The 16,461-nt window shown below is 68.9% G+C and carries 3 protein-coding genes and 1 pseudogene; 3 read left to right on the top strand and 1 reads right to left on the bottom strand.

The window, feature by feature from the left end:
- Positions 1-76: 76 nt before the first annotated feature.
- Positions 77-622 (bottom strand): phage tail protein, encoded by a 546-nt coding sequence (locus ABD974_RS16990; RefSeq protein ID WP_345304531.1) that lies wholly within the window; start codon positions 620-622, stop codon positions 77-79.
- Between the two features lie 304 nt (positions 623-926).
- Between ABD974_RS16990 and ABD974_RS16995 the strand changes: the two are divergent.
- From ABD974_RS16995 to ABD974_RS17005, 3 genes and pseudogenes are all read left to right on the top strand, one after another.
- Positions 927-7,880: pseudogene (locus ABD974_RS16995) on the top strand (putative Ig domain-containing protein); the annotation flags it as partial.
- Between the two features lie 145 nt (positions 7,881-8,025).
- Positions 8,026-15,672, top strand: coding sequence for a putative Ig domain-containing protein (locus ABD974_RS17000; protein WP_345304533.1), 7,647 nt, complete (start codon positions 8,026-8,028; stop codon positions 15,670-15,672).
- Positions 15,673-15,804: 132 nt separating this feature from the next.
- Positions 15,805-16,323: a DUF1993 domain-containing protein gene (locus ABD974_RS17005; RefSeq protein ID WP_345304534.1), complete on the top strand. Its 519-nt coding sequence runs from the start codon at positions 15,805-15,807 to the stop codon at positions 16,321-16,323.
- The last annotated feature ends 138 nt before the right edge of the window (positions 16,324-16,461 follow it).

A 16,461-nucleotide genomic window follows, 5' to 3' on the forward strand; every position in this document is an offset into this window, starting at 1 on the left:
AGTCTTTAGCTCCGAAGTTGGAAGGGACGGTCGCGCCGATGGGGCGCGGGTCGTCCGATGTCCTTGGCCAGCGCGGTCAGTTCCGCGACGGGAAGATGCCGCTCAGCGCAACGCAGAAATTGATCACGCTGTAGGGCTGGAGGTTCGGATGCGGCTGATTGCCGCCGGAGGGGGCGACCGTCTGCGCGTTCATCGGGACCAGGGGTCCGGTGCTGGGAGCGTAGAGATTCGGTGCCGAACTCGTACTGGTGCTGGTGGCGTAAACACGGCCGCCGGCGCTGCGGTTGTCGCCATTGGATGTCGAGGCGTTCACCGAATGCGTGTGCGCCGGCAGGTTGGTGCTCAGCAGCGTCACGTTCTCGACGCCGGAGGCCTGGCCGATCTGCACCGACGGCGGCTGCCAGCTGGGGTCCACCGACGAGGCATAGCCGATCGGCGTGCGGCTGCGCAGGTCCGGCAGCGCGAAGTTGGTGGTGCCGTTGCCCCCGTACTGCGTCCCCAGCAGCGAGAACAGGGCCTGGTTCTGGTTGATCGGCAGCAGTTGACCGTTCGCCAGCGCCCAGAACTTGGGCGCAAAGTTGAAGCCGGCCATCATGATCTGGCCGATGAAGAATTCGCTCATCGTGATCCTCCCCTTGGATGGTGGCGAGACGCCTCGTGCGCCGCGCCGGCCTACTCTGAACCTGAACCCGCGACGGGACAAGGCCTGCCCGGACCGGACCGGTGCGTATGTTCGGAGGGAGCGCGCGATTCGTCGGGCGGATGCGGACAACACTTTCGCAGTCGGCGTAATCCTGTTCCAATACCCCGTGTCGCGCCCAAGTCCCGGGCTGTCCTCCGGGCGGCGGAAACGACGTTGATCCACCAACAGCGCGTGGATCGCCACCGGCCAGCCGCAGTGCTGCCGTCATCAGGGGAACAGGGACATGCAAACGCTTTCGTCGCAGTACGGCCGTCGTGGCCGCTTCGCCGGTTTTGGCCTTCTCGTCTGGCTGCTGACCCTCGGGTCGCTGTGGCCCACACTGGCGAGCGCCCAGCACACGTCCCTGGAATGTCCGGCCCAGACCGCCACCGTGACCAGCGGCGGCTCGGTCACGATCAACGTCTCGGACTGCGCATCGAACATCGCGTTCGCGGGCGGCGGCGCCATCGACGGCGGCAGCTCCGGCGCCTCGGACCTCGAAGATCACGGTTCCGCCACGCTGCGGATCACCGGCGGCCAGTGGTTCCTGGACTACAGCCACAACGGCACGACCGGCATCGGATCGACCGATGTCTTCGAATTCACCGAGGCGACCGCGACCGGCAACGGCGACGTCCGGGTGACGATCACCATCAATCCGTCGGCCTCGCCGATCACGGTGTCCCCGGCCACCCTGCCGACGCTCACCGCCGGCACCCCGTTCTCGCAGACGCTGAGCTCCAGCGGCGGTCTCGCGCCGTACACCTATACGCTGCAGAGCGGCGTCCTGCCGCCCGGCCTGACCCTGACCAGCGGCGGCGTCCTCAGCGGCACGCCGACGCAGCGCGGCGCCTACAGCTTCAGCGTCCGCTCCACCGATGCCACGACTCCCACGGCCCAGTTCGTCGACAAGGGATACACCGGCACGGTCCAGAATCCGACGCTGACGCTGGTCCCCACTACCGCGACCGCGATCCAGGGCGCGCCGTTCTCGCAGACGCTCTCCACCACCGGTGGTGTCGCGCCCCACACCTACGTCCTGGATCCCGCCAGTCCCGCGTGGCCCGCGGGCATCTCGATGTCGACCGCAGGCGTCATCAGCGGCACCACGTCCGCCGCGCCGGGCAATTACCCGGTGCAGATCCGCGTCACCGACGGCAGCACCGCCAGTCCTCCCAGCAGCTATTTCGAAATCGAACCCTTCACCCTCACCGTCAGCCCGCCGCCGTCGGTGTCGATCGCGGTTTCGCCGGCCTCGGTCAGCGAAGACGGCGCGACCAATCTGACCTACACGGTCACCCGCAGCCTGAGTCTGACGTCGCCGACCACGGTCAACATCACCACCAGCGGCACGGCCACGTCCGGCGTCGACTACACCGGTGGCGTCGCCACCGTCGTCATCCCGGCCAACGCCACCACCGCGACGATCACCATCAATCCGAGCGTCGACGGCACCGTCGAGGCCGACGAGACTGTCACCCTCACCGTTGCCGCCGGTACCGGCTATACCGTCGGTGTCCCGGCCAGCGCCACCGGCACCATCCTCAACGACGACGTGCCGAGCGCGACCATCAGCGTCTCGCCTGCGAATGTCGCGGAAGACGGCGCGCCCAATCTGGTCTACACGGTCACGTTGAATCAGGCGTCGTTCTCGGCGCTCTCCGTCGCCTACACCATCGGCGGCACCGCGACCAACGGCGTCGACTACACGACGATCGCCTCGCCGCTGGTCATTCCGGCCGGCAGCACCACCGGCACGATCACGGTCAATCCGACCGCCGATGCCACCATCGAAACCAACGAGACGGTCACGCTGACCCTGAATGCCGGCGCCGGCTACACCGTCGGCGTGCCCAACAGCGCCACCGGTACGATCCTCAACGACGATCTGCCGAATCTCGTGATCAACGATGTCACCGCGAACGAAGGCAACGCCGGCATCACCAACTTCACCTTCACGGTGAGTCTGAGCGCGCCGGCCGGCCCGGGCGGCGTCACCTTCGACATCGCCACCGCGAACGGCAGCGCCGTCGGCGGCAGCGATTACGTGATCAATACGCTCACCGGCCAGACCATTCCCGCCGGCAGCAGCACCTACACCTTCACCGTGCTGGTCAACGGCGACACGCTGAACGAGCCGAGCGAGACCTTCTTCGTCAACGTCACCAACGTCATCAACGCGGTGGTGGTCGACGGCCAGGGCGTCGGCACCATCGTCAACGACGATCCGCTGCCGTCGCTGTCGATCAACGACGTCACCGTGCTCGAAGGCAATGCCGGCACCGTCAACGCGGTGTTCACCGTGACCCTCAACGCCGCCAGCGGCCAGACGGTGAACGTGAACTACGCCACCGCCGACGGCACCGCGACCCAGCCCGCCGATTACACCAACACCAGCGGCACGCTGACCTTCTCGATCGGCACGACCACCCAGACGATCACCGTTCCGGTCATCGGCGAAACCGTGCCCGAGGCGAACGAGACGTTCTTCGTGAACCTCAGCGGCGCCACCAACGCCACCATCGCCGACAACCAGGGTGTGGGCACGATCACCAACGACGACGTGCCGGTGACGGTCAGTCCGGCCACGTTGCCGAATGGCGCCGTCGCCGCGGCCTACAGCCAGACGGTCACCGCCAGCGGCGGCGTCGCACCGTACAACTTCGCGATCACCGCGGGTGCGTTGCCGGCCGGCCTGACCCTGTCGCCCGCCGGTGTCCTCAGCGGTACGCCGACCGCAGGCGGCACCTTCAACTTCACCGTCACCGCGACCGACAGCAGTCCGTTCCCGGGTCCGTTCTCGGGCAGCCAGGCCTATACGGTCGTCATCGCCGCGCCGACGATTTCGCTGCCGGCGACATCGCTGGCCGGCGGTACGCTGGGTGCGGCCTACAGCGCGTCGATCGCGCCGGCTTCGGGTGGTACCGCGCCGTACGCCTACGCCGTCACCGCCGGCGCGCTGCCGGGTGGCCTGACGCTCAATCCCGCGACCGGCGCCATCACCGGTACGCCGAGCGCGCTGGGCACCTTCAACTTCAGCATCACCGCGACCGACAGCAGCACCGGCACCGGCCCGTACACGGCCACGCAGAGCTACTCGATCGTGGTGATCGACGTGCCGCCGACCGCCGCCAACTCCGCGTTGACCGTCGCCTACAACGCCCCGGCCACCAACGTACCGCTGATCCTCGGCGGCGGTGCCGCGACCTCGCTCGCCATCGGCACCGCGCCGCTGCACGGCACCGCGATCGTCACCGGCACCACCATCACCTACCAGCCGACCGCCGGTTACGCCGGTCCGGACAGCTTCACCTACACCGCGACCAACAGCGGCGGCACTTCGGCGCCGGCCACGGTCACCATCACGGTGCAGGATCCGGTCATCACGATCACGCCGACCGGTGGCTTCGCCGCCACGGTCGCGGCGCCGTACACGCAGACCTTCACCTTCAACGGTGGCGCCCAGCCGTGGAGCGGTTATCAGGTGACCAACCTGCCGGCCGGCCTGTCCATCACCGGCACCACCGCGAACACGGTGACGGTCTCGGGCACGCCGACGCAGGCGGGCAGCTTCAGCCTCAACGTCTCGGCCACCGACAGCAGCACCGGCAACGGCCCGTACACGGTCGGCCAGGCGTTCACGCTGACCGTCGCCGGTCCGACGCTGACGCTCGCGCCGCCCGCGGGCAGCTTCAACCCGACCTATGGCGCCGCCTACACGCAGACCTTCACCGCGGGCGGTGGCATCGGGCCGTACACCTACTCGGTCACCGGCACCCTGCCGACCGGCCTCAGCCTGAGTGGCGACACCGTCTCGGGCACGCCGACCGTGCCGGGCAATTACATCGTGCTGATCACGGCGACCGATACCGGCTCCACCGGCACCGGCGCTCCGTTCACGATCGGCCAGAGCTACACCTTCAACGTGGCCGCGCCGACCATCGCCGTGAATCCGGCGACGCTGCCGAATCCGGTCGCCGCGAGCGCGTACAGCCAGACCATCACCGCGACCGGCGGCGTCGCGCCGTACGGTTTCTCGATCACCGCGGGCAGCCTGCCGCCGGGCATCACGCTCGCCAGCAGCGGCGCGCTTTCCGGTACGTCGAACCAGGTCGGCACCTACAACTTCACCGCGACCGCGACCGACAACTTCGGCCAGACCGGCAGCCGCGCCTACACCGTGACCATCGCGGCACCGACGCTGACGATGACCCCGGCGGCGGGCACGCTGAACGCGCCGTACGCGACCGCGTTCTCGCAGACCTTCACGGCCAGCGGCGGCTCGAACAGCTTCAGCTACACGCTCACCGGCGCGCTGCCGGCGGGTCTGACCTTCAGCGGCAACACGATCTCGGGCACGCCGACGGTGCCGGGCAGCTATCCGATCACCGTCACCGCCACCGACACCGTGCTGACCGGCGTGGGTGCGCCGTTCTCGATCGCGCAGAACTACACGATCGACGTGCCGGCACCGACCATCGTGGTGAACCCCGCCACGCTGCCGAATCCCGCCGCCACGGTCGCGTACGGCCAGACGCTCACCGCCACCGGCGGTGCGGCCCCGTACACCTTCGCCGTCACCGCGGGCAGTCTGCCGTCGGGCATCACGCTCGCCAGCAGCGGCGCGCTCTCGGGCACGTCGAATGAAGTCGGCACGTTCAACTTCACCGCGACCGCGACCGACAACTTCGGCCAGACCGGCAGCCGTGCCTACACCGTGACCATCGCGGCGCCGACGCTGACGATGACGCCGGCGGCGGGCACGCTGAACGCGCCGTACGCGACCGCGTTCTCGCAGACCTTCACCGCCAGCGGCGGCTCGAACAGCTTCAGCTACACGCTCACCGGCGCGCTGCCGGCGGGTCTGACCTTCAGCGGCAACACGATCTCGGGCACGCCGACGGTGCCGGGCAGCTATCCGATCACCGTCACCGCCACCGACACCGTGCTGACCGGCGTGGGTGCGCCGTTCTCGATCGCGCAGAACTACACGATCGACGTGCCGGCGCCGACCATCGTCGTGAACCCCGCCACGCTGCCGAACACCACGGCCGGCCTGAGCTACACCCAGACGATCACCGCCAGCGGCGCGGTCGCGCCGTACACCTTCGCGGTCACCGCCGGCGCCCTGCCGAACGGTCTGACCCTGAGTGCGGGCGGTGCCCTGTCCGGAACGACGACCACCTCGGGCACGTTCAACTTCACCGTGACCGCGACCGACCAGTTCGGCCAGACCGGCAGCCGCGCCTACACCGTCGTCGTGGCGGTGCCGACGCTCACGCTGACCCCGGCCACGCTGCCGGCGGGCACGGCGGGCACGGCCTACAGCCAGGTGCTGACGCTCAGCGGCGGTATCGCGCCGTACACGGTGACCCAGGCCGGCGCCCTGCCGACCGGGCTCACCTTCAACGCCGCGACCCGCACCTTCAGCGGCACGCCGACGCAGTCGGGCACGTTCAACATCAGCGTCACCGCGACCGACAGTACCGGCGGCACTGCGGCCACGATCACCAACAACTACACGTTGACGATCGCGGCCCCGACGCTGGCCCTGACCCCGGCGACCGTGCCGGGCGGCACCGCGGGCGTGGCCTACAGCCAGACGTTCACCGCCAGCGGCGGCATCGCGCCGTACACCTACACCCTGGCGGGTGCGTTGCCGGCCGGCCTCACGTTCAACGCGGCCAGCGGCACGCTCGGCGGCACGCCGACCGTGGCGGGCACCTTCAACTTCAGCGTCACGGCGAGGGACAGCACCACCGGCACTGCCGGCACGGTGACGATCGCCTACACGCTGGTGCTGTCGGCGCCCACGATCGTCATCAACCCGACGACCCTGCCGGGTGCGGTGTTCTCCGTGCCCTACAACCAGACGCTCGCCGCCACCGGCGGTACCGCGCCGTACACCTTCGCGATCAGCGCGGGTGCGCTGCCGGCCGGCGTGACCCTGAGCAGCGCGGGTGCGCTCAGCGGCGCTCCGACGGTCACGGGCAACTTCAACTTCACCGTCCGCGCCACCGACGCGCTGGGCTTCACCGGCACGCGGGCCTACACGGTCGCGGTCGTGCAGCGCCCGGATCCGTCGCGCGATCCGGAAGTGAAGGGTCTGCTGGATGCGCAGGCGGATTCGACCCGTCGCTTCGCCACCACCCAGATCAACAACTTCCAGCAGCGCCTGGAGCGCCTGCACGGTGCGGGTGAAGGCGGCTTCGACAACGGTCTGGCCGCGGCCTACAACACCTACTGTCCGGAGACCGTCGGCGCCATGCCGGGCCGTCGCTGCGACAACACCCAGGTCGGTGGCGGTGTCGCCGGCAACGGCATGAACGGCAACGGCAACGGCATGGCCGGTGGCGGTCAGCAGGCCAACGGCGGCGGCAACAGCGGCCTCGGCATCTGGGCGGCGGGCATGATCCGCTCGGGCAACCACGATGGTCGCAACGGCAGCGCCGGCGTCGACTTCGAAACCGATGGCGTCAGCGTCGGTATCGATCGCCGCATCAGCGACGCCTTCAGCGTCGGTGGCGGCGTCGGTTACGGCCGCGACGACAGCGACATCGGCGACAACGGCAGCCGCAGCGAAGGCACGGCCTACACGTTCGCGATGTATGCGAGCTACAGCCCGGGCGACCGCTTCTTCCTCGACGGTCTGGTCGGCTACCAGAAGCTGGATTACGACCTGCGCCGCTACGTCACCACCAACGGCGCGTTCGTCAACGGCAGCCGTTCCGGTACGCAGTGGTTCGGTTCGGTGTCGGCGGGTGCGGACTTCCAGAGCGGTGCGTGGCAGTTCACCCCGTACGTCCGTGCGGACGTGATGCGCGGCGACCTGGAGGCCTATACCGAAACCGGCGACGCGATCTTCTCGCTGGCCTACGACAACATGGAAGTCGACACGAACACCGGCAACGCCGGCCTGCGCATCGACTACCGCCACCAGGCCGCGTGGGGCTTCCTGACGCCGCAGTTCCGTCTGGAATACCAGCACGACTTCCGCGCCAACGGTTCGCAGTCGATGCGTTACGCGGATCTGCCGACCGGTCCGTTCTACAACACTAGCCTGAGCGAGTTCGATCGCACGCGACTGATGCTCGGTCTGGGTCTGCTGTTCGATCTCGACAGCGGCTGGTCGTTCCGTTTCGATTACCGCGGCCTGACCGGCAGCGACGATCGCGACAACAGCGTGCAGATCAACGTGGACAGGAAGTTCTGACGTCCACGTCCGCCTGAAGTACCGAAAACGCCGCTGCCCCGCAGCGGCGTTTTTTTGGTCGGCGACAATGCGCCGGTGATAAGGTGGCCGCTCGTGCCGCGGGCCCGGGAATCCCGCCACCGGAGAGGACATGTTCGTGGGGAAGCGCTCGTTCATCTTCGGACGTGGTCCGATCCGTGCCGCCGCCGCATGCGCAGCGCTGTTGCTTTCCATCGCATTGTCCGCGCATGTGCGGGCGCAGCCGGCGCTGTCCATCGACGATGTCACCCTCGCCGAGGACGAGGCCGCCGCGACGACGATGGTGTTCCGGGTGCGTCTCGACGCGCCCGCGCCCGCCGGTGGCGTACGCTTCGATCTCTCCACGAGCGATGGCAGCGCCGACGGCGCCGACTACTACGTGCTGTCCTCCGGAGCGGCCGAGATTCCCGAAGGCGAGACCGAATTCCCCTACACCGTCCTCGTCAACGCCGACGGCGATTACGAGCCCGACGAAACCTTCTACGTCGACATCGCGAACGCGGTCGGCGCGACGGTCGCCGACGGGCGCGCCGTGGGCACGATCCGCAACGACGAACTCACGCCAGACATCGGCTTCGCCGAGTCGGACATCGCGGTGATCGAAGGCGATACCGGCGACGCGATTGCGGTGCTGGAAGTCGTGCTGGGGTATCCCGCCGCGCAGGAGGTGCGGGTCGACTACGCGACCGTCGATGACCGGGCATTCGCGCCGGACGACTATGAGGCACAGGCAGGCACGCTGGTGTTCGCGCCGGGCGAAACCCGCAGGACGCTGCAGCTCCGTATCCATGGCGATACCGAAAGCGAGCGGACGGAAGTCTTCGGGGTCGTGTTGAGCGACGCGATCGGCGCGACCGGTGGCGGCATCGCGGCGATCCACATCGTGACCGACGACGACGATGCGTTCGCGATCCAGCCGGCGGCGTTGCCCGGCGGTGCGCTGGGCGAGCGCTACGACCAGGGGTTGTCCACGCCGCAGACCGATGCACGGTTCGAGATCGTGTCGGGCGCGCTGCCGCCGGGCATCGCGCTGACGATCTTCAATGGCCGCACATACCTCCTCGGATTTCCGACCGCCGTCGGCACGTATGCCTTCCGGGTGATGGCGACCGTGGGTGCGCTGTCGAATGCGGCGGTCGCCTATCGCGACTACACGATCGTCATCGGCGGCCACACCCTGACCCTGCCGCCGACGACATTGCCCGATGCGCCGTTCGACGACGGCTATTCTGTCGCCCTCAATCCGGCGACCGGCGCGCAGCCGCCGTATCGCTACGCGATCACCGCCGGTGCGCTGCCGCCGGGCCTGACGCTGAGCGAAAGCGGCACGATCGCCGGCAGTTCGCGCGGTTCCGGCGCGTTCGCGTTCACGGTGACCGTGTCCGACAGCAGCGCGGCCGGGCCGTACACCGCCAGTCGCGATTACACGCTGCAGGCATCGCCGCCGAGCTTCAGCTTCGCGCCGCTGTTTTCGCTCGATGGCACCGAGGGCGGCGACTACAGCGCGCAGTTCGCGGTCGGCGGCCGCTATACCGAGCCCCTCGTCTACAGCCTCACCGGCGGTGCGCTGCCCGCGGGCCTGCAGTTGAGTCCCGCAGGCGAGATCAGCGGGATTCCCGCCGAATCCGGCGACTTCCCCATCGATGTCACCCTGACCGACAGCACGCTCACCGTGCCCGGCGTCGCGACCGCGTCGTTCGTGCTGCGCATCGCCCCGCCGCAGATCGCGTTCGGACCGTCGACGCTGCCCGCGGCCGTCGCCGGCAGGCCGTATGCGCAGGCCTTCCAGCCCGTCGACGGCACGTCGGCGTATCTGTACAGCCTGATCGAGGGCGACCCGCCGCCCGGCATCGACTTCGACGGCCAGGGCCTGTCCGGCACGCCCATCGCGCTGGGTGTGTACGCCTTCACGATCCAGGCCAGCGACGGTCCGTCCACCTACACCCGCCGCTATGCGCTGCGGGTGGACGCGGCGCCGCCACCGCCGCCGCGCGCCGTGCTGTCGGTACTCGACAGCGCCCTCGTCGAGGGCGATTCGCGATTCACCACGCTGCGTTTCGAGATCCGGTCGAACGCGCCCGCGCCCGCGGGCGGCATCGCGTTCGATGTCCAGACCGTCGACGGCAGCGCCACCGTGGCCGGTGCGGACTACATTCCGATTGCGACGCAGCGCGTGACGATTCCGGCGTCGCTGACCCAGACGTCCGTCGATGTGAAGATCACGTCCGACCGCAATCCCGAGACCGACGAAACCTTCCTGCTGCGTCTGACGAATGTTTCCGGGGCGGTGCTGGGAGACGGCGAAGCGGTCGGCACGATCATCAACGACGATCACCGGCCGCGACTGATCCTCGACGACGACATCGTCTACGAGGGCAGCACGGGTTATTTCTACGCCGTGCTGGATGCGCCCGCGGGTCCCGAGGGCGTGTCTTTCACCCTGCGCACGGTCGACGGCACAGCGGTGGCCAGCGAAGACTACGAAGGCTTCGAGTCGCGCAGATATTCCATCCGGCCCGGGGAGCGCGTGGCGTTCGCCCATCAGGCGACGTTGCGCGACACGCTGGAGGAAGACGAGGAGACATTCTTCATCGAAGCGATCGATGTCGTCGGCGCCGACCCGCCGACATCGCGGGCGACCGTGCGCATCGTGTCGATCTCGCAGCAACTGCCTGCGCTCTCGGTTCAGGACGTGAGTCTGGTCGAAGGCGATTCCGGCACGCAGCCGATGACCTTCGAGATCACGCTGAGCGCGCCTTCCGCGCATACCGTGTCGGTCCATTATTCGGTGGGCGACCTCTTCGACACCGTGATTCCGCGACAGTACGGTCGGCTGTTGTTCGCGCCTGGAGAAACGTCGAAGACCGTCTCCCACCCCGTGCGTGGCGACACGGTGCCGGAATACTTCGAGCGCATCTACTTCAGTTTGAGTACCGCGGACAACGCCCGGATCGAACATGGAACGGCCGTCGGCACGATCGTCAATGACGACAATCCGATCGAACTGGATTATCGGAATCCGGTCGACGGCCGGCTCGGCGAAGGGTATTGGCATTGGTTCAGGCCGAACGGCGGGGTCGAGCCTTACGTCTACGCGATCGTGGCAGGGCGGCTGCCCGACGGTCTGTTCTTCGACGATCACAACGCCGAAATCTACGGTACGCCGACCGAATCCGGCGACTTCGCCTTCACCCTGCAGGTCACCGACAGCTCGCCCGGCCCGGTGGGTCCCTTCGTCGCCCGTGCGGATTACACGCTGCGGGTGAAATCGAATCTGGTGACGTTGCCGGCCACGACGCTGCGCGACGCCACCCAGGGCATGGCCTATTCCGCGGTCATCGGCCCCGCGACGGGCGGACAGCCGCCGTACCGCTATGAATCCACGCAGACCTTGCCGCCCGGCCTGTCGCTGGCGTCCGACGGCACGCTGTCCGGCACGCCGACGCAGAGCGGCACGTTCTACGTCAGCGTGCTCGTGACCGACAGCAGCCCGGCGCCCGGTCCGCACGATGTCTGGCGCAGTTATCGCCTGGTGATCCATCCGCCCGGCCTGCGGTTGCTGCCCACGCAACTGCCGTTCTCGCGCGTGGGCGAAGCGTTCGATGTGACCGTGTTCGCCGACGGCACGGTGCCGCCGTACACGTACGCGCTGACCGCAGGGGCCTTGCCCAACGGCCTGAATTTCGATGCCGGCGGACGCCTGTCCGGCGTGCCCACGCGTGCCGGCACCTTCGACTTCGCGATCACCGCGACCGACAGCGCCGCGCCGTCGCCGCGGTCGATCACGGTCAACTACCGCATGCCGGTCTACTCGCCGCTGATCCAGCTCACGCCGAGCAATCCGTCCTACACCGCCGGCTACGACGCGCCCTACACCCAGACCTTCACCGCCAGCGGCGGCATCGGCCCATACGTCTACAGCCTGTCCGGCACCTTGCCGCCCGGCATGCAGTTCGATGGCAACACGCTGTCTGGCCAGTCGCGCGCATCGGGCAGTTATTCGCTGCAGATCACCGCCACCGACACCGGCGCCGACGGTCAGGGTGCGCCGTTCAAGGGTTCGCGGAGTTTCTACCTCACCATCGCCGCCTCGCCTGTGGTGATTTCGCCGAGCGACGACGTGCTTCCGCTGGGCCGCGAACTGGAGCCTTACAGCGTCACGCTCTCGGCGTCCGGCGGCACCGCGCCGTATCGTTTCGACACGGTCGACCTGACGATCCTGCCGCCGGGCATCGCTCTCAGCGAGGACGGCGTGCTGTCCGGCACCACCACGCACAACGGCGTCTTCCCGGTGACCGTGCGTTGCACCGATGCCACGGGCATCACGTCCACGCGGCGCTATTCGCTGGCGATGCGCGGGCCGATCCTCACGCTCGAACCCGCGTCGCTGCCCGCCGGTACCGCGGCCGTCGCGTATCCGGCCACGCCGGTGGTGGTCGCAGGCGGCGTCGCGCCGTACTCGATTTCGGTCAACGGTCTGCCGGACGGGATGATCCACGACACGGCGGCCGGCACCATCGGCGGCACGCCGCGCGAAGCCGGCCGCTTCGACGTGTTCGTTTACGCGACCGACAGCAGCGGTGGCGGTGTCGCGACGATCCACCGGACCTACACGCTGGACATCGCGCCGGCGACGCTGACGCTGCAGCCCGAATCGCTGCCGGCCGCCGCGGTCGGTGTGTCGTATCGACAGGCGTTCAGCGCGAGCGGCGGCGTCGCACCCTACCGCTTCAGCGCGAGCGGGGAAGCCGTCGCGCCGGGCCTCGTGTTCGACATCGCCGCCGGCGAACTCGTCGGCGTGCCCACGCAGCCCGGCACGTACAGCTTCAGCATCATCGCGGAAGACAGCACCGGCGGCATCGCGGCGACGATCACGCGCAGCTATACCCTGACCGTGTCGCAGCCGGCGTCGGCCGTCACGCTGATCGCCCCGGTGGCGAACGACGACAGCGCCACCGTGCCTTCCGGCGAAACCCTGCCGATTGCGCTGACCGGCAACGACACCGGCACGATCACCTCGATCAGCATCGCGACCCAGCCGGCCAACGGCAACGTGGTGACGGCCCCGCCCCCGCATGGCGGCGGTGTCCTCGGCGTGTTCTACACCGCGACCCGCGGCTTTGCCGGCTCCGACAGTTTCACGTATGTCGCCGTCGGCCCCGATGGTACGTCCGCTCCGGCCACGGTCCGGATCACGGTCAATCCGTTCCCGCGGCCGATCTCGCAGGTCGTCCCGCTCTCCGGCAACGGCCAGCCCGTCGATGTCGATCTGACCCTCGGCGCGACCGGTGGTCCGTTCACCGGGGCCCGGATCGTCGATGTGTTTCCGTCCAACGCCGGCACCGCGCAGATCGTGCTGTCCGGCTCGACCTTCCTCATGCGGTTCACGCCGGCCTCCGGTCTCGCCACCCAGGCGGTGGTCGGTTTCCGCCTGAGCAATGCCTTCTATACGTCCTACAGTTCGACGACGGTGACCTTCACGCCGCCCGCGCCGCCGCCGCTGGACTTCAGCCCCGGCACCCTGGCCAACGGCAACGTCGGCAGCGGCTACACCCGGCAGTTCATCGCCAGCGGCGGTGTTTCGCCCTACCGCTTCGCCATCACCGCCGGCGCGCTGCCGCCGGGACTCACGCTCGGCGCGACGGGATCGCTGTTCGGTACGCCGACGACAGCGGGCACCTACACCTTCACCGTCGCGGTCACCGATGCGGTGCCGCAGACCGCGACCCGCCAGTACACCCTCACCATCGCCGCGACGGCGCCGATCGTGGCGGTCGACGATGTCGTGCTCGCGCCTTCCAACAACACGTACGTGATCCCCGTCGCGCGCAACGACATCGGCACGATCACCGGTCTGGAAATCGTGACGCCGCCATCCCATGGCACCGCGGTGCTCGGGCCGCCGTCGTCCAATGGCGCGCCGGACATCTTCTACACCCCGACCCGCGACTATCTCGGGCCCGACAGTTTCCGCTACGTGGCGCTCGGCCCCGATGGACGTTCGCAGCCGGCCTCGGTGACGATCACGGTCAATGCCTTCCCGGTGGCGGCGCCGAAGGTCGTGCGCACGTCGCCAGGCATCGCGGCGGAGATCGATCTGACCGGCGGCGCGATCGGCGGACCGTTCACCGGCGCCGCCGCGGAGCTGCTGACGCCGGGAGTGGGCGAATTGCAGATCGTCGTCGCCGGCTCGAGCTTCCGCCTGCGTTACGTGCCGGCGTCCGGCTTCACCGGCCGCGCGCGCGCGCAGTACAGGCTGAGCAACGCGTTCTACACCTCGCTGGCGGCGGAGATCGACATCGAAGTCGGACCGGTGCCGCAACCGCAGTCCCGTACCGTTTCCGCCCAGGCGGGGCAGGTCGCCACGGTCGACGTCGGCGAAGGCGCGACCAACGGGCCGTTCACCGGCATCGCTCTGATCGCACTGTCTCCGGCGAATGCCGGCGTCGCGACGGCGGGCCGCGACGGCAGCGATGCGACTGCGCGTTACGTCGTTCGATTCACGCCCGATGCCGCGTTCCGCGGTACGGCCGTGGTCCAGTACACGCTGTCGAACGCGTTCGGCGCATCGTCGCCGTCGAGCGTGACGTTCACCGTCGATGCCGGACCGGATCCGACGGGCGATCCGGATCTCCGCGGCCTGATCGATGCCCAGCAGCGCGGCGCGCAGCGCTTCGCCGATGCGCAGATCGGCAACTTCCGGCAGCGGCTGGAACGCTTGCACGGCAGCGGCGCAGGCCGCAACGGTTTCAGCAACGGTCTGTCGTTCGCGGCGGCACGCCGCTGCACGCCGCGCGTCGGTGCCATGCCTGGCGATGATCCGGACACCTGCGTCGAATCCGGCGTGCCCGGCGCCACGCTCGCCGATCGCGCCCTGATCGATCGCACTCTGATCGATCCTGCGGCCACGGGCGATGCGCCGCGTCGCGACGCCCTGTTCGGCACCTGGATCGCCGGCACCGTGCGCAGCGGCGACCGCGATGCGGAGCATGGGCGCGCCGCGCTGGATTTCGAGACCGAAGGCGTCAGCGCCGGTGCGGATCGCCGGTTCGACGGCGGCTGGGCGTTCGGCGGCGGTGTCGGCTACGGCCGCGACCGCACCTGGGTGGGCGATGCGCGCACGCGTTCGGATGCGCGCGCGTACACGCTGGCGGGCTACGCCAGCCATGCGCCGGGCGACGTGTTCTTCGTCGATGCGGTGCTGGGCCATCAGCGGTTGCGCTACGACCTGCGTCGCAGCAGCGATGCCGGCGAGTTCGGAGGCCATCGCGACGGGCGGCAATGGTTCGCGGCGATCACCACCGGCGCCGATCTCGGACGCGGCCGCTGGCGGTTCTCGCCGTATGGCCGTGTCGATCTCGCGCGCGGCACGCTCGATGGATACATCGAGCATGGCGGCGATCCGGCGTTCGCGCTGCGCCACGACGCGCAGACCCTGCGCACGCGTGCAGCCAATCTCGGCCTGCGCGTCGACTATCGCCGGGACACCGGCTGGGGCCGGTTCGCGCCGCAGCTGCGCATCGAATACCGGCACGATTTCGCCGACAGCGGCGCGGCGACGTTGCGCTATGCCGACGCGTTCGCGGCGCCGGCGTATCGCATCGATCCCGAGGCCATCGATCGCGATCGCTGGGAGATCGGTCTCGGCGCGCTGTTCGAGACCCGCGGCGACTGGAGCCTCCGCGCCGGCTATCGCGGCACCCTCGACGACAGCGGCAGCGATCACGGCTTCAGCGTCGATCTGCAGCGCGAATTCTGATCCGGCGACGGCCCGGTCAGGCGTCGGCAGGATGGTGCGTCATCCCGCCGGCGCGACGCTGTGGCCCGCGCATGCGGGCTGCCGTCGTCGAAGGCGACGCCTACACTGCAGGCCCGCCACGGAGCCCCCGCCATGAGCCTCGCCATCCACGACGACATCGTTCCCGCGCTCGCGCGCGCCCTGCAGCAACTGCGGCATGTCCTGCAGAAGGGCCAGACCCACGCCGAAGCGAATGGCTGGGATCCCGCGGTCCTGCTCGGCATGCGCCTTGCGCCGGACATGATTCCGCTGACCCGCCAGGTGCAGATCGCCACCGACATCGCCAAGTTCGCCGCCGCGCGCCTGACCGGCACCGATGCGCCGATCTTCGAGGACACCGAAACCACGTTCGCCGAACTCGATGCGCGCCTTCAGCGGGCCATCGATTACCTCGCCAGCGTTCCCGCGGCGGCGTTCGAAGGCGCCGAGGACCGCGCGGTGACCATGCCCACGCGCACCAACGGCGACCTGCACTTCGACGGCCGCGGCTACCTGCTCACCTTCGTCGTGCCGAACGTCTATTTCCACTGCACCATCGCCTACGCGCTGCTGCGCCATGCCGGCGTGCCGCTGGGCAAGATGGATTTCATCGGAGCGATCGGCCGGCGCTGAGCCGCGCCGCACGCCTTCGTAGGAGAGCTTCCCGCAGGAGGCCCTTGTTTGTAGGAGGGCCTTCAGGCCCGAGCTCTTTTTTGCCAAAGCCGATCAAAAGCTCGGGGCTGAAGCCCCTCCTACAGGAGCAGAGCCGGG

Source organism: Lysobacter hankyongensis (assembly GCF_039543145.1).
Lineage (GTDB): Bacteria > Pseudomonadota > Gammaproteobacteria > Xanthomonadales > Xanthomonadaceae > Lysobacter_I > Lysobacter_I hankyongensis.

Coding starts and splice junctions, on each gene's coding strand:
- ABD974_RS16990 (WP_345304531.1), bottom strand. CDS start 622: ATGAGCGAATTCTTCATCGGCCAGATCATGATGGCCGGCTTCAACTTT.
- ABD974_RS17000 (WP_345304533.1), top strand. CDS start 8,026: ATGTTCGTGGGGAAGCGCTCGTTCATCTTCGGACGTGGTCCGATCCGT.
- ABD974_RS17005 (WP_345304534.1), top strand. CDS start 15,805: ATGAGCCTCGCCATCCACGACGACATCGTTCCCGCGCTCGCGCGCGCC.